We start from the raw sequence: 13,061 nt of genomic DNA on the forward strand, positions 1-13,061 counted from the left end.
CAGAATGTTTTCCATTAGGCCGATCAGCGCTAAACCGATCAGCGCTGCACAATCAACGGCGTCCCCACATCCACCAGATCAAACAGCTTGCGCACATGCTCGTGCAGCATCCGCACGCAGCCGTTGGTCACAGCGGCGCGGGAGGTCACCGTCCACGACCAGGCAGACGGAGTGCCGTGGATGCCGTATTGGTTCGGGCCGCTCTGTTGGAACCCCAGCCAGCGGTCGCCCAGGGGACCATTGGGTCCCACCGTGGCGTTGATCTTGCCGCTCTTGGTGCTCTGGTACTTGGGATTGACCACCTTGTTCTGGACCGTGAACCGGCCCACTGGGGTGGGCGTGCTGGGATCGCCGATCGCCACGGGCCAACTGCTGATCACCTTGCCGTTTTCACGCAGGCTGATCGTGCGTTTGCTCAGCTACAACACGATTTCACGGGTGCTGACCTGGGGGGCGGGAGCTGACTGAGGCCCAGGAACAGCCGTGGCGGTGGACGCTGTCGGTTGAACCGACGGGGGCACAGGGCTGTCCTGGGCCCAGACCGGCGCCACCAGGAGAGCGGCAGCCGCAAGCCAGAGGGGTTTGAAGGAGGCAGTCATCGGCAATTCGCGCGCAAACTTCGAACTCAGCCTGAAAACGCCGGCTTCGAGCTCTGGCTCAGTTCACCAACTTGGCATCGATGGTGTCGCGGTAGCGCTGCTCGCACTCTTTGATGATGGGCACGGCCTCGGCGGGTTCAAGGAAGCCGTTCACCTTGCAGGTGCCGGGCTTCTTGAGATCCTTGTAGTGCTCCCAGTAGTACTCGGTTTCCTTCACCCACTGGGCACCGAGCTGGGTGTAGCTGGTGATGTGGTCCATGCGCTTGTCATCGGCCAACACGGCGATCACCTTGTCGTCCACCTCACCGCCATCGTCGAAGGTCATGATGCCGATGATGCGGGCCTCCACCAGGGAGCCGGGCACCAGGGGTTCGGTCACGCCCACGATTTCGATGTCGAGGGGATCGCCGTCCTCGTCCCAGGTGCGGGGAATGCAGCCGTAGGCGAACGGGTAGGCCAGGGATGAATAGCCGACGCGGTCGAGCTTGAGGTGGCCGGTTTCCGTGATCAGCTCGTATTTGTTGATCGTCATGGAGTTGAGCTCCACGATGGCGTTCAGACGCAGCTCGGCTTCATCGGCAAAGGCCGGCAACACGTGCAGCAGGTTGAGCATCGTGCGGCTGGGAGCGTGGTCGATGTTCGCCATGGGCGCGGCTTCAAAACGGAATCGGGGCGAATCCTAAGGAGTGGGGTCATCAGGCCTGAAACGGCTCGAGCTTGTGGCGCAGATAACGGAGAAACGGGGCTGCGCTCAGAGGGGCACCACTCACCTGCTCCACCAGCCCTTCGGCATCGACACTTCGGCCCAGGGGGTAGACCCGCTGGGCCAACCAGTCGTGCAAGCGGCTCTCCTGGCCCGCGCCGATCGCCGCCTCGATGGCGCCATCACCCCACTCCTGCTCCATGGCTTCTGCCAGCTGGGCGCTGATCAGATGGCCGAGGGCGTAGCTGGGGAAATAGCCAAATAGGCCCTCCGCCCAATGAATGTCCTGGAGGCAGCCCTGGGCATCGCTGTCCGGCTGGATGCCCAGCAGGTTGTGCATCCGTTGGTTCCACTGCTCAGGGAGAGCCTCCACCGGCATGTCCTGCTCCAGCAGGGCCAGCTCCAGCTCGTAGCGCAGCACGATGTGCAGGCAGTAGCTGAGTTCATCGGCCTCCACCCGGATCAGGCCAGGCTTGAGCGGGTTGAGGGCGCGCCAGAAGCCTTGGGCACCGCCCCAGGGATCGCTGGCCGGCGCGCTGCACAGCCCCGCGCAAAAGCGGGGATGCCAGCGCTCGGCAAAGGCGCGGCTGCGGGCCACGCGGCATTCCCAAAACAGCGACTGGGATTCGTGCACCCCCATCGAGGTGGCCTCCCCCAGGGGCCAGGGGAAATAGTGATCACCTGAGCGTGGCAGCCCCTGCTCGTAGAGGGAGTGGCCCCACTCGTGAGCGGTGGCCAGAAAGGCCGAGAGGGGCTGGCCCGGCACCACCCGGGTGGTGATGCGGAAGTCCTGGGGGCCCACGGTGCAGGAAAAGGGATGGGCAGAACGGGAGCGCTGGCAGCGGCTTGGGTCGTAGCCCCAGCGCTCAAGCAATGCGGTGCAGAGCTCCTCCTGCATTGCCTCAGGCCAATCCAGCGGTTCAACAGCGCCGCGGCTGGCGGAGACTGGCTCGACTGAGGGCGGTCCCGCGACCTGCTGCAGCAGGTCTGGCAGCTCAGCCTTGAGCGGCGCAAACAACTCGTCCAGCCGCGCCTTGCTCACCTCAGGCTCGAAGGGCTGGGCGAGCACCTCCCAGGGGCTGCGGGCCACCGGCTCAGCGGCGGCGAGCTGGCTGGCCTGCTGGCGGCGCAGGCCAATCAGCTCCTGGAGGGCCGGGGCAAAGGCGGCGAAATCGTTGCGGGCGCGGGCGTCCTGCCAGACGGCATTGCCGCGCGACTGGGCCTTGGCGAGGGCCGCCACCAGGGCTGGATCGAGGCAGCGCTGACGCTCCAGCTCCAGCCGCAGCAGCTGCAGGTTGCGGCGGCGCTCAGGTAGCGCATCGACGTCAAGCTCGGCCTCAGCCGCTGCCACCAGCTCGGCGTAGTCCGCGCTGCTCTGGCGCTGGTGCAGCTGGCCGGCCAACAGGGCCAGCTGGTCTCCCCGCCAAGCGGCGCCAGCCGCGGGCATCACCGTGTTCTGGTCGTAGTAGAGGGCACTACTGATCGAGCCCAGCAGGCGCGTTTGGTGCAGGTGGCTCCGGAGACGCGCAAGGGCCGAATCGGATGGAGCCATTGAGACCACGGGGCGATGACGCATCAAGCATGGCCCCCACCAACGGCTACCCACCAGCCGCCCAAGCAGCAGGCTCAGGCCGACTACAGCTGGGAGAGCTGGTCCTCTAGGCGCTGCTTCAGCCGGGTCTGCACCAGGGTGCAGAGATCGTTGACCAGCTCGCCTTCTGCAGTCCAGATCGTGCGCACTCCATCGCGCTCACACCGCACCAGGCCGGCCCGCTGCAGCTGGCCCAGCTGGCGGCTGATGTGCGACTGGGAAAAGCCGGTGGCCTCAATGAGCGCAGCCACATCCATCGGCCCCTGCTTCAGCTGACAGAGCAACTGCAGGCGGGCCGGCTCACTCAGCAGTCGGAAGAACTGGCTGTACTCCTCCAGCAACTGAGGAGAGGGCATGGAGCCGGAGGCAGCCATGAAAGTGAGTATGACAATAAAGACATTATGCAGCAGGCTGCTGATCCTGAAGGAGCCCGTCGTGACGCGGGTGCTCAGCCGCAAACCAGCCGGCAGGACTGCAACCGCCCCACACTGAACCCAAGGATGCGCCCGGCATGCGGGCAAAGCCCATGCGCCAAGCCACCAACCATGCCCAGCGGCTGATCACCCTGTGGATCGCCTGGATGCTGGCCATGCTGTTCCATGTGGATCTGGGCTTGATGCCCCTCTTCCACGGTCAGTCGCCGGAGATCCACAGCCAGCTCCCCACCAGCGCCCTACCGCTGCTGTTCAGCGCCATGCTCGGCTACTTCCTGCTACCGCTGATTGCAATCGTGCTGATCAGCTATGTCGACACCGCACCGGAACCGGCATTGCGCTTGCGGCCCTGGCGACGTTTGCACTTCTGGTTCAGCATCGTCTACTCAGTCACCAACGTGCCCCATCTGATCGCCGACATCCTGGTGCCAGAGGCCCGAGGCGATCAGATCGCGCTGATGGCAGCCCTGACGGTGTTCGGATTGTTGATCAACGTGGAGGGCTGGCGCTGGTGGCGCGGGGATGCTTGCGACTGAAGCCCTTTGCTGAGCTCTGCACCGCGACCGCGGCAGGCCACACCGGAACCGAACCGGTTGGAGCGCAAACCGCGAAGAGGGCCCTGCCTCCACGAGCCGATCCGCCACAAAACGATTGCGGCTGCTGAAGCGACTGCTGCCACTGCCATGGGCAAAGATCACCAACCCGCGGCAACGGTTGGGCCGGGTCAGGGTGCCAGCCAAGTCGGCCGCCGCTGCATGCACCGTGACGGAGCGTTCGAATGCCGCCATGGAGGCCATGTCTCGTTCTCCTGCCTGGCCCGTCCAGCAGCGGTCCGGTCCAAGGATGGGGCCCATCTACCGGCCTGGCCTGCCGTGCGGCCACTCCACCGCAAACCTGCCGCACGCCCCGCAGAAAGGGCCCAATCGCCAGAGGCCGTCAGCCAGGTTGTCAGCCCTTGGCCGGTGGCCCGCCCAGGGAATTCTCGAGCAGATAGGCCGCCAGATTGGATAGAGAGCGACCCTCCATCGTGGCCCGCCGCTCCAGAGCGACATAGAGAGAAAAAGGAACCGTGACCGACAGTCTGTTGGGCTTCAGAAATGCAAATTGATCACGATCAAAGCCAGCCATCTGTATGCGGAAGAAACCTAACCCTATAGCCACCTCAGACTGAGTGCAAGAGCTCAATATAATTTGAGATCAGCAATCCCGCATGGCATAACAGGGCAGGGCTACATGCGGTTCCTCGTGTATTTTTATCCTGTAACTATTCGAAATCTGGATCAATCCAAAGCTCGGCATCAGGCCGGATGAATTGCTTTGACCCCCCAATCCAAAAACCAGACAATCGCTGTAGCAACCACTACCGGAAAACCGGGATCAGTCAGGATGGCGGTAAGCCACCGCCAAGCTGGTCAACGAGATCCGGCTCAGCGCGACTGACCAACAAGTCGCACGGCCTGCCGCCAGAGGCACATCAGGGCATGTTCAGCTAGGACGGATGCACCTTCTTCTCTGGCCATGCGCCCCATCGCTGTAGGCCCCCGGCTGCTCGCCCTCTGTGCAGCCACCGCCCTACTCCAGCCTGGCCTGGTCCAGGCCGAACCAACAGCCGCCCAGAAGACTCCCACCAGCGGCACCGCCGAATACAGCTCCTGCATCTCCGAGGTGAACTCCTGCAACCAGGCCCAATCCCGCATTCCCCCGAACGCCACGGTCACGGCCATGCGCGTCTCGACGGCCATCAGGGGGGAATACGGCACCTTTACCTGCCGGGTGAAGTGGAGCCTGTCACCCTCCGCAAAGCCCACCTACCGCCCGATTCTGTTCTCTGCTTCGGCGTGAGCCGCCCCCCTTCCTTCGCCATGTCTCGCCACCAATCCCTTCACTTCGTTCTGGAACAGCTGGAAGACGGCTGGATGCTGGAAGCTGAGCACATCACCAAGGACGGCCAGGGAGACTGGATGCTGAACCACGACCAACTCGAGGAGCTCGCCAGCCTCCTCCAGCAAGCCCTCAGCTAACTGGACTCCGGTTGATTCGCCTGCGGCCACCCCTCCTACACCTGCGGCCACCCCTAAGCCTCCATGCCACCCAAAAAGCAACCCTCCCCTCGCACGGTCAAGCTGCAAATCCTCGGTGCCGTGTTTGTGCCGATGGGACTGCTGGGGCTATGGCTCCACTCCCAGGGCTTCTGGTGAGCCTCCAGCAACGGCACCTCGCCGTCGCGATCCCGACAGCGGCGTGGAGAGGTGGTGCACCGCATGAATCACCACACCCCAAATCAGCAGATCTGGGTTTTCACCTTGCAGGGCAATCGCGGCGATCGTTGCATCACTCGCCACCAGACACCACTGGGCGGGACGTCCCTCAAGCCGACGCAGCACAAAGCATCCCTCATGCACCGCCACCACGGTGGAGCCTGAGCGCGGCGCCACGCTGCGATCCACCACCAGCAGATCACCGTGATGGATGCCGTCGCCGCGCATCGCATCACCATCCACCCGCATCAGAAAGGTGGAGCTCGGGCGGGGCATCAGAATGCCGTTGAGGTCGATAGCCGCCTCGACATAGTCGTCGGCAGGACTCGGGAACCCCGCCGCCACCGACTCCACCGCCAGGGGCAGCTGCAGGGGCCCATCCCCCTGGCGCAAGGGGCCCAACCAAATCAGATCGCTGGTGGGGGCATAGGCCATGGCCGCCACCCTCCGCAACACAACAGGTGCAATAGTACAGCTGAACCAAGGCCGGGCGTCAGTCGCCGCAGCCCCGCCGCACCACCTCAGCCCGCAGGGCCGTGAGATCGGCAGCATCGGGCAGCTGCGGCGAAAACAGCAAAGTCCAAGCCAACGGCACATCCTCAGCCTCCAGGGCCGCTTCGATGGCCGCCAACCAGGCCAGGGAGCTCTGAGCGAGGGAGCGGATCAGGGCGGACGTGCTCGCCATCCATTCGGCGGAGGCGCCCACCAAGTGCACATGGGCAAAGGCCCCCTCCGGGGCCTGCTCGGGTCGCAGCCGCAACAGCACCACTTCGCCAGGGGTGATCGGCTCCAAAGGCCAGGCCAAGGGAACCGGGAGAGCCTGCCCCGCCGCCGCCAGTCGCCGCCACACGAGCCGGCCTCGGCGCTCAATGCGCAACTCCAGCAGCGGTTCAATCACCACCAGCTGGGGACTCGGCGTGGGCACCACACCCGCGGCATCCCCTTCCTCCACCGCTTCCACCCGGGGGGACACGACACAGACCGCCACCGGATCAACCGGGCGCTGCAGGGCATACCCCGGAGCGGCGAAAGCCACCCCCAGGAACGTCAGGAGCGCAAAGGGGATGGATCGTCTGATCAACCGAATCCGCCGAACGCCGTGCCGGAGCACAACAGCAGCACCCGCAGCCTGCATGAACGATCTGAATGAAATATCTGCATAACCGGGCAGAACTTCGCGAACCAGCAAGCCGGATTGGAATCAACCATAGGGAGCGATTGACGCAGCGACATCCCTGGCCGGACATTTGCAGAACGGCGCGCAGCATTTGCAGCGGAACGCAAAAAATGCCGTCTGACAGAAGCTGAGGGCGACGCCCTAAGGGCCCTGCAGGGCTCCGCCGCAGCTGGAGCCCCCACCGGCGGTGCAACCAAAACAATGGTCGGCCACCGCAATCGGATCGCCCTCGGGATCGCGCTCGAGCAGCTCCCGCAGATGCCGCCGGGGCTGCCCTAACTCCGCCGCAGGCAAACCGAGCTGCTGGTTGAAATCGCAATCGAACAGCCAACCCTGCCAATCAACGCTGATCAGGGAGCGGCACATGACCTGGGCGAGATGGTCGGGACGATGCTGGGCCTGCAGCAGGGCTCGGTAGGACTCCAGCTTTCCCTGGGCCTGGAGCCAGCTGGCAAACCGCTGAATCGGCATGTTGGCCAGGGCATAGAGGCTGTTGAACACCAGCCCGAAGTCGGCGGCGAGCACGCGTTTGTACTCCGCTTCCAACTGGGCCTGGGGAGGCGGCAGCGTCGGCCCCTGAGGGTTGTAAACGAGGTGCAGCTGCAGGCCACTGCCGGGCTGGCCGTAGCCAAGCCCGTTGAGCTGCTGCAGCGCCGCGATGCTGCGGGTAAACACACCGGAGCCCCGCTGGCGATCAACGTTGTCGGCGGAATAGCAGGGCAAAGAGGCCACCACCGTGACGCCCTGATTCGCCAGGAAGGGGGCCAGGTCGTGCTGGCCAGGTTCCGACAGGATCGTGAGGTTGCAGCGATCGATCACCTCCACCCCCAGCCGCCGGGCCGCCACCACCAACTCCCGAAACTGGGGATGGAGCTCGGGGGCCCCACCGGTGAGATCGAGGCAGGCCAGCCACCGGGCGGCCAGCACCGGCGGGATCAGGGCGACCGTGGCCGGATCCATCATTTCGGTGCGGGTCGGCCCCGCATTCACATGGCAGTGGCTGCAGGCCTGGTTGCAGCGGTAGCCCAGGTTCACCTGGAGGGTGGAGAGGGGGCCGCGCCAGAGCGACGGGAACGGACTGGAGAGCAGGGGCTGATGCATTCCTGAAGCGACCATCCTGCCGTCCTCCGATGACCGACCATGGTGGGTCGCTTGCCCCGAGTTTGCGATGTTGCAGCAGCCCCCACGCGGCTACGTGACCCTGGCCTGGCTGGGCCTGGTGGCCAACGCCCTGGCCATTCCCCTGGGCCTGGCGGTGATTTTGCTGGATCCCACCTGGCGGGTGACCAACATTGTGGTGGGTGCCAGCGCCGTGCTGCCCACCGCCGTGGTGGGGCTGGTGGCCTCGATCGCCCTGCTCAAGTGGCGCGCCTGGGGACAGATTCTGGCGATCGTGGCGCTGGCCATGGCCTTGGCTGTGGGCTTGCCCTACGGCATCGTGCGCCTGGTGCTGCTGAGTGAGGGACGGCCGCTGACGGCGCTGCTCTCCGCCCTGCTCTGGGCCGCGACCACGGCCGCACTGGTGTATTGGTGCCGACCCAGCATCCGGCGCTACCTGATCTGAGGCCGAGCACCGCAACGGGGTGATCGAAATTTTGGTAGCAACAGCTACACGGAAGGGCCGGGGCGCGGCAGTGTGATGAAGCCCATCCGAACGGCGCCTCCCATGCCCAGCCCCCAGCGCTTCGCCGCCCTGCAGCAGATTCAGCGGCGGCGTCCGGCGGCGACGGCACCAGCCGCCCCATTCGGGGAGCTGTGGGCGAGCGATGTGTTCACCCTCGAGACGATGAAGGAGGCGTTGCCCGGACGCATCTTCAAATCGATCCAGCGCACGATCCGCGAGGGCGGCAAGCTCGACCTGTCGCTGGCCAATGCCGTGGCCGACGCCATGAAGACCTGGGCCACCGGCCGTGGCGCCCTCTACTACGCCCACGTTTTCTATCCGCTCACCAACTCGACCGCCGAGAAGCACGACGGTTTCATCTCGCCCAAGAGCGATGGGCGGGTGATCACCGAATTCACGGGCAAGCTGCTGGTGCAGGGCGAGCCCGACGGCTCCTCCTTCCCCAACGGCGGCATCCGCTCCACCTTCGAGGCCCGCGGTTACACCGCCTGGGACATCACCAGCCCCGCTTACCTGATGCAGACCCCCAACGGGGTCACCCTCTGCATCCCCACGGTCTTCGTCTCCTGGACCGGTGAGGCCCTCGACAAGAAAACCCCTCTTCTCCGCTCCAACGCCGCCATGAATCGGCAGGCCCAGCGCCTGCTCCGCCTCCTCGGTGAAACCGATGTGGCCCCCGTCAACTCAAGCTGCGGCGCCGAGCAGGAGTACTTCCTCGTTGACAGCGCCTTCATCTCCCTCCGCCCCGACCTACTCCTCGCCGGACGCACCCTCTTTGGCGCTCCTCCCGCCAAAGGGCAGCAGTTTGACGACCACTACTTCGGCGCCATCCCCGAGCGGGTGCAGGTGTTCATGCAAGACGTGGAGCGCCAGCTCTACCGGCTCGGCGTTCCCGCCAAGACCCGCCACAACGAAGTGGCACCCGGACAGTTTGAAATCGCGCCTTTCCACGAGGCCGCCAACGTCGCCACCGACCACCAGCAGCTCACCATGACCGTGCTCAAGGCCACGGCCAAAAAGCACGGCTTCGCCTGCCTGCTGCACGAAAAGCCCTTCGCGGGAATCAACGGCTCGGGTAAGCACGTCAACTGGTCGATCGGCAACGCCACCCAGGGCAACCTGCTCGACCCGGGCCAAACGCCCCACGACAACCTGCAGTTCCTGCTGTTCTGCGCCGCCGTGATCCGCGGCGTCCACAGCTACGGGCCGCTGCTGCGGGCCGTGATCGCCACCGCCGGCAACGACCACCGTCTTGGTGCCAACGAAGCACCGCCGGCGATCATCTCGATGTACCTGGGCAGCCAGCTCGAGGATGTGTTCAACCAGATCCGCGAGGGCAACCTGCAGAGTTCCGCCAAGGGCGGCGTGATGACCCTGGGGGTGGACACCCTGCCGGAATTCACCAAAGACCCCGGCGATCGCAACCGCACCTCACCGTTTGCTTTCACAGGCAACCGCTTTGAATTCCGCGCCGTTGGCTCCAACCAATCGGTAGCCGGGCCCCTAGTGGCGATGAACACGGTGCTGGCCGATTCGATCGGCTGGATGGCCGACCAGCTGGAGAGCCAGCTCAACGCCGGGATGGCCCTGAGTGAAGCGGCCTTCCACGTGCTCCAGCAGGTGATGCGCGAGCACGGCGCCGTGGTGTTTGGCGGCGATGGCTACTCCAGCGAATGGCATCGCTTGGCTGTTGAAGAGCGTGGCCTGGAAAACCTGCGCACCTGCGCCGATGCCTTGCCCGTGCTGCAACGGCAGGAGGTGCGGGAGCTGTTCGAGCGCCAGGGGGTGCTGAGCCCGGTGGAACTGGAGAGCCGCTTCGAGGTGTACAGCGAGCAGTATGTGCTCGCCATCGAAGTGGAGGCCAAGCTGGCCCTGCAGATCGCTCGCACCCAGATATATCCAGCGGCTGTGCGCTACCTAGGCGAGCTGGGCCAGGCGCTGCAGGAGCAGCAGGCGATGGGTCTGCATCCCAATCTCAAGCTGCGCAACCAGCTGGGCGAGCTGCTCGAGCAGCTCAACAACGGCTGCGATGCGCTCGAAGAGGCGCTCAGCGGCGGCAGTCACGGCGAAGGGGCTGACCACACCGAAGCCCACATGCGCCACTGCGCCGACACCCTGATGCCCCTGATCGGCGTCCTGCGTTCGGCGGTGGATGGCCTCGAAGGCCTGGTCGACGACGACCTCTGGCCGCTGCCCAGCTACCGGGAAATGCTGTTCGTGCGCTGAGGGGCCCGCCGCGCATGGCGCCCGACACCGAAAGATGTTGTGAAGGTGACAGTTCCGATCTGTCACACAGACCATGATGCAAGCAAGCAGTAGTGCAGACAGACATGGCATCACCACAAACCCAGACCGTGCGACCCCCCTTCGCCAGCCACGTGCGGCACTACCGTCTCGTCGACCGCCAGGGGGCGCCCCATCCGGTGCTGGACGATCTCTACGAATCGCTCGATGCGGCCTGGAGCGAGGCGATGGGCTGGTGGCAGGAGCACTGCGGTGGCAACCAGGAGCCCTGCGAGATCGGCGTGGAGGTGAGCACGGCCAGTGGCAACTGGCGCACCTTGCGCTTTCCAGGCTGCTGAGCTCACTGGCGCGCCAGCTCCGGTCGGTCCTGCTGGTGCTGGTGCTGATGCTGCCAGTGCTCGCCCTGACGCTGGAGGCTCCGGCAGCCCAGGCGCTCCAGCTGGCGCCCATTCAGGCCTGCAGCCCGCTCAACGAGCGGCAGGTGGAAGGCTGGTTTGAGCGGTGGAACGAGGCCCTTGCCAGTGGTGATCCGGCCCAGGTCGCCCAGCTCTACGACCGCCACGCCCTGCTACTGCCCACCCTGTCGGCGCAGCTTCGCGACACGCCCGAAGCCATCACCGCCTATTTCGCCACCTTTCTGGCCCGCCATCCCAGCGGCACGGTGACTCACCGTCAGATCGAGCTGGGCTGCAACCTGGCCGTGGATGAGGGCACCTACCGCTTCGCCCTGCACGACCCCGAGGCCCAGGTCGACGCCCGCTACACCTTCGTCTACGGGAGGCGAGAGGGGGAGTGGCGGATCCTGCACCACCACTCCTCCCTGGTGCCCAGCTGATCTGCTGCAAAACCGACCAGCGGAATGGATCAGTTCACCTGCACGCCCTTCCAGAAGGCCACCCGGCCGCGGATGTTGGCGGCGGCCTCCTTGGGCTCGGGATAAAACCAAACGGCATTGGCGTTCACCTGGCCATCCACCACCAGGTCGTAGTAGTGGGCCGTGCCCTTCCAGCCACACACCGAGGTGTGGGAGGAGGGGCGGATGCAGCTGGGGTCGAGGGCTTCGGCAGGGAAATAGGCGTTGCCATCCACGCTGACGATGTCGTAGCTGCGGGCAATCACCCGACCGTTCCACTGGGCTTGCATGGGGCTTGGGGCGCAATCAAGGGTTGATTGTGGCAAGCGCCGGCGGCGGGGCTGGAGGTGGCAGCAGGAGCGGCAGGTGCGGCGTGGGATCCAGGGCCAGCAACTCCGCGCCCTGACGGCGCAGTTCGAAGTGCAGGTGGGGGCCCGTGGCCGAGCCGGTCATGCCCACCGTGCCCAGGGGATGCCCCTGCTCAAGCCAGGCGCCGCTGAGCACCGTGGCTTCATGCAGGTGGGCATACAGCGTCTGCCAACCCTCGCCATGGTCGAGCAGCACAGTGGTGCCGTAGCCACTGATCGACTCCACCAGCAGCACCCGTCCGGCCCGGGAGGCGAGCACTGCCGTGCCCTGCCGGGCCGCCAGATCAATGCCGGTATGCAACCGCCACGCCGAGCGGCGTTCCGAGTAGCGCCAGCCCCAGGGGTCCAGGCTTTCGGCCGGCTGGGCCAAGGGATAGGCCAGGGGCGGCGGCGCGGGATCCGGATCTGACGCCCGCAATGCACCCAGGGCCACCGAGCCGACCGATCCAGGGAGCCGCACATCCGGCACTGAAGCGTGGCGCGGCAGCTCCTGGGGCATCGGCAGCAGCAGCGCCTGAGGCTCCGCGCTCTGAGCCCGCAGCGACGACTGGCCAGCCACCGCGGCCAGAAGCAGCGGCAACAGCACGGGCCAGCTCCGGTGGGTCATGGCTCAGGGGATCGGGCTCAGCGCCAATCGGGGTCGTAGATCCGCAGGGTGCCAAATCCCACCGGCGCTGGCGAGGGGTTGGGGCCAGCGGGGTAGGCCGTCACCTGAAACATGTAGGTGTCCGAGAAGGCTGGGTTGTTCCAGGGTTTGAGCACCACCGTGAGCGTGGCCCCGGGCGGAACGGGCTCAGGGAAGCTGAGGGTGAAGCGGCGCGCAGCGCTGTCGAACTGGGCCTGCACCGGCACGCGGGGGCCCTGCTGACGCGGCCGGCCCAGGAACGCGGAGGTGCGATCCACAAAGAACGGAAAGCGGGTGTCGACGCCGCGGGTCTGCTGAATCGTTAGGCCGCCGAGGGCTGCCCCCGCCTCCGGATCAAGCGTGATCGTGAAGTAGTACTCCGCACGGGTCTGCCAGATGGTGGTGTAGTAGCTCACCAGGTCCACCTTCCAGGGGGCCTTGGTGAAGTAGGTGGCACCCTGGAGTTCCAGAGCCCGCGCGGCGGGGATCACGCCCGGCCCCAGGAGCGGAGCCCCGGCAACGCAGCTGGCCAGGGCCCAGCCGAGCGCAACGGCGACACGTCGAAGACGGGGCACAGGCACCAGG

18 protein-coding genes are annotated in these 13,061 nt (G+C 65.7%); 7 read left to right on the forward strand and 11 right to left on the reverse strand.

Going from position 1 to position 13,061, the window contains the following annotated elements; translation table 11 throughout:
* Nucleotides 1-38: 38 nt before the first annotated feature.
* The 4 genes from CJZ78_RS14375 to CJZ78_RS05675 all read right to left on the reverse strand — a co-directional run bounded on the left by CJZ78_RS14375 (nucleotide 39) and on the right by CJZ78_RS05675 (nucleotide 3,249).
* Complete coding sequence (locus CJZ78_RS14375; protein WP_369802026.1) at nucleotides 39-419, reverse strand: L,D-transpeptidase; 381 nt, start codon at nucleotides 417-419, stop codon at nucleotides 39-41.
* Between the two features lie 238 nt (nucleotides 420-657).
* Nucleotides 658-1,245 carry an inorganic diphosphatase gene (locus CJZ78_RS05665; RefSeq protein ID WP_094559929.1) on the reverse strand — a complete coding sequence of 196 codons (588 nt, stop codon included), beginning with the start codon at nucleotides 1,243-1,245 and terminating at the stop codon, nucleotides 658-660.
* Between the two features lie 49 nt (nucleotides 1,246-1,294).
* Nucleotides 1,295-2,854, reverse strand: coding sequence for a carboxypeptidase M32 (locus tag CJZ78_RS05670; RefSeq protein WP_094559930.1), 1,560 nt, complete (start codon nucleotides 2,852-2,854; stop codon nucleotides 1,295-1,297).
* Nucleotides 2,855-2,937: 83 nt separating this feature from the next.
* Nucleotides 2,938-3,249, reverse strand: a complete 312-nt coding sequence (locus tag CJZ78_RS05675; protein ID WP_094559979.1) for a helix-turn-helix transcriptional regulator — start codon at nucleotides 3,247-3,249, stop codon at nucleotides 2,938-2,940.
* A 170-nt stretch (nucleotides 3,250-3,419) separates the two neighbouring features.
* On the opposite strand from CJZ78_RS05675, the gene CJZ78_RS05680 reads away from it, so the two are divergent.
* On the forward strand, nucleotides 3,420-3,863 hold the full coding sequence (locus CJZ78_RS05680) for a hypothetical protein (protein ID WP_094559931.1): 444 nt from the start codon (nucleotides 3,420-3,422) through the stop codon (nucleotides 3,861-3,863).
* A gap of 412 nt (nucleotides 3,864-4,275) precedes the next feature.
* Here CJZ78_RS05680 and CJZ78_RS05690 read toward each other — a convergent pair whose 3' ends face one another.
* On the reverse strand, nucleotides 4,276-4,455 hold the full coding sequence (locus CJZ78_RS05690; protein WP_094559932.1) for a hypothetical protein: 180 nt from the start codon (nucleotides 4,453-4,455) through the stop codon (nucleotides 4,276-4,278).
* A gap of 390 nt (nucleotides 4,456-4,845) precedes the next feature.
* Between CJZ78_RS05690 and CJZ78_RS13685 the strand changes: the two genes are divergently transcribed.
* Together CJZ78_RS13685 and CJZ78_RS14030 are read left to right on the forward strand one after the other, a co-directional pair.
* Entirely contained in the window at nucleotides 4,846-5,169 is a 324-nt protein-coding gene (locus CJZ78_RS13685) for a hypothetical protein (protein WP_143592853.1), read from the forward strand.
* A 20-nt stretch (nucleotides 5,170-5,189) separates the two neighbouring features.
* Nucleotides 5,190-5,348, forward strand: coding sequence for a hypothetical protein (locus tag CJZ78_RS14030; RefSeq protein WP_158217038.1), 159 nt, complete (start codon nucleotides 5,190-5,192; stop codon nucleotides 5,346-5,348).
* Between the two features lie 147 nt (nucleotides 5,349-5,495).
* On the opposite strand, the gene CJZ78_RS05700 is transcribed toward CJZ78_RS14030, so the two are convergent.
* The 3 genes from CJZ78_RS05700 to arsS all read right to left on the reverse strand — a co-directional run bounded on the left by CJZ78_RS05700 (nucleotide 5,496) and on the right by arsS (nucleotide 7,878).
* Nucleotides 5,496-6,020, reverse strand: coding sequence for a LexA family transcriptional regulator (locus CJZ78_RS05700; protein WP_094559980.1), 525 nt, complete (start codon nucleotides 6,018-6,020; stop codon nucleotides 5,496-5,498).
* A gap of 58 nt (nucleotides 6,021-6,078) precedes the next feature.
* Nucleotides 6,079-6,621, reverse strand: coding sequence for a hypothetical protein (locus CJZ78_RS05705; protein WP_143592854.1), 543 nt, complete (start codon nucleotides 6,619-6,621; stop codon nucleotides 6,079-6,081).
* A gap of 282 nt (nucleotides 6,622-6,903) precedes the next feature.
* Nucleotides 6,904-7,878, reverse strand: a complete 975-nt coding sequence (gene arsS, locus CJZ78_RS05710; RefSeq protein ID WP_233128529.1) for an arsenosugar biosynthesis radical SAM (seleno)protein ArsS — start codon at nucleotides 7,876-7,878, stop codon at nucleotides 6,904-6,906.
* A gap of 52 nt (nucleotides 7,879-7,930) precedes the next feature.
* Between arsS and CJZ78_RS05715 the strand changes: the two genes are divergently transcribed.
* The 4 genes from CJZ78_RS05715 (at nucleotide 7,931) to CJZ78_RS05730 (ending at nucleotide 11,465) form a co-directional block, all read left to right on the forward strand.
* Nucleotides 7,931-8,326, forward strand: coding sequence for a Hepatitis C virus core protein (locus CJZ78_RS05715; RefSeq protein WP_198953849.1), 396 nt, complete (start codon nucleotides 7,931-7,933; stop codon nucleotides 8,324-8,326).
* A 102-nt stretch (nucleotides 8,327-8,428) separates the two neighbouring features.
* Entirely contained in the window at nucleotides 8,429-10,612 is a 2,184-nt protein-coding gene (locus tag CJZ78_RS05720) for a glutamine synthetase III (RefSeq protein ID WP_094559936.1), read from the forward strand.
* Nucleotides 10,613-10,716: 104 nt separating this feature from the next.
* The gene (locus CJZ78_RS05725) at nucleotides 10,717-10,968 is read left to right on the forward strand and encodes a hypothetical protein (protein WP_094559937.1); all 252 of its coding nucleotides are present in this window, start codon (nucleotides 10,717-10,719) and stop codon (nucleotides 10,966-10,968) included.
* A gap of 47 nt (nucleotides 10,969-11,015) precedes the next feature.
* Nucleotides 11,016-11,465 (forward strand): SgcJ/EcaC family oxidoreductase, encoded by a 450-nt coding sequence (locus tag CJZ78_RS05730; protein WP_143592855.1) that lies wholly within the window; start codon nucleotides 11,016-11,018, stop codon nucleotides 11,463-11,465.
* Nucleotides 11,466-11,494: 29 nt separating this feature from the next.
* On the opposite strand, the gene CJZ78_RS05735 is transcribed toward CJZ78_RS05730, so the two are convergent.
* From CJZ78_RS05735 to CJZ78_RS05745, 3 genes are read right to left on the reverse strand one after another with little or no spacing between them, the layout of a single operon-like run.
* Nucleotides 11,495-11,773, reverse strand: coding sequence for a DUF427 domain-containing protein (locus CJZ78_RS05735; RefSeq protein WP_094559939.1), 279 nt, complete (start codon nucleotides 11,771-11,773; stop codon nucleotides 11,495-11,497).
* 16 nt (nucleotides 11,774-11,789) lie between these two features.
* Nucleotides 11,790-12,458, reverse strand: a complete 669-nt coding sequence (locus CJZ78_RS05740) for a M23 family metallopeptidase (RefSeq protein ID WP_094559940.1) — start codon at nucleotides 12,456-12,458, stop codon at nucleotides 11,790-11,792.
* 17 nt (nucleotides 12,459-12,475) lie between these two features.
* The gene (locus tag CJZ78_RS05745; protein ID WP_233128530.1) at nucleotides 12,476-13,057 is read right to left on the reverse strand and encodes a DUF2808 domain-containing protein; all 582 of its coding nucleotides are present in this window, start codon (nucleotides 13,055-13,057) and stop codon (nucleotides 12,476-12,478) included.
* Nucleotides 13,058-13,061 lie beyond the last annotated feature (4 nt).

The organism is Synechococcus sp. 8F6 (assembly GCF_002252665.1).
GTDB lineage: Bacteria > Cyanobacteriota > Cyanobacteriia > PCC-6307 > Cyanobiaceae > Cyanobium_A.

Coding starts and splice junctions, on each gene's coding strand:
- CJZ78_RS05665 (WP_094559929.1), bottom strand. CDS start 1,245: ATGGCGAACATCGACCACGCTCCCAGCCGCACGATGCTCAACCTGCTG.
- CJZ78_RS05670 (WP_094559930.1), bottom strand. CDS start 2,854: ATGGCTCCATCCGATTCGGCCCTTGCGCGTCTCCGGAGCCACCTGCAC.
- CJZ78_RS05675 (WP_094559979.1), bottom strand. CDS start 3,249: ATGCCCTCTCCTCAGTTGCTGGAGGAGTACAGCCAGTTCTTCCGACTG.
- CJZ78_RS05680 (WP_094559931.1), top strand. CDS start 3,420: ATGCGCCAAGCCACCAACCATGCCCAGCGGCTGATCACCCTGTGGATC.
- CJZ78_RS05690 (WP_094559932.1), bottom strand. CDS start 4,455: ATGGCTGGCTTTGATCGTGATCAATTTGCATTTCTGAAGCCCAACAGA.
- CJZ78_RS13685 (WP_143592853.1), top strand. CDS start 4,846: ATGCGCCCCATCGCTGTAGGCCCCCGGCTGCTCGCCCTCTGTGCAGCC.
- CJZ78_RS14030 (WP_158217038.1), top strand. CDS start 5,190: ATGTCTCGCCACCAATCCCTTCACTTCGTTCTGGAACAGCTGGAAGAC.
- CJZ78_RS05700 (WP_094559980.1), bottom strand. CDS start 6,020: ATGGCCTATGCCCCCACCAGCGATCTGATTTGGTTGGGCCCCTTGCGC.
- arsS (WP_233128529.1), bottom strand. CDS start 7,878: ATGGTCGCTTCAGGAATGCATCAGCCCCTGCTCTCCAGTCCGTTCCCG.
- CJZ78_RS05715 (WP_198953849.1), top strand. CDS start 7,931: ATGTTGCAGCAGCCCCCACGCGGCTACGTGACCCTGGCCTGGCTGGGC.
- CJZ78_RS05720 (WP_094559936.1), top strand. CDS start 8,429: ATGCCCAGCCCCCAGCGCTTCGCCGCCCTGCAGCAGATTCAGCGGCGG.
- CJZ78_RS05725 (WP_094559937.1), top strand. CDS start 10,717: ATGGCATCACCACAAACCCAGACCGTGCGACCCCCCTTCGCCAGCCAC.
- CJZ78_RS05730 (WP_143592855.1), top strand. CDS start 11,016: ATGCTGCCAGTGCTCGCCCTGACGCTGGAGGCTCCGGCAGCCCAGGCG.
- CJZ78_RS05735 (WP_094559939.1), bottom strand. CDS start 11,773: ATGCAAGCCCAGTGGAACGGTCGGGTGATTGCCCGCAGCTACGACATC.
- CJZ78_RS05740 (WP_094559940.1), bottom strand. CDS start 12,458: ATGACCCACCGGAGCTGGCCCGTGCTGTTGCCGCTGCTTCTGGCCGCG.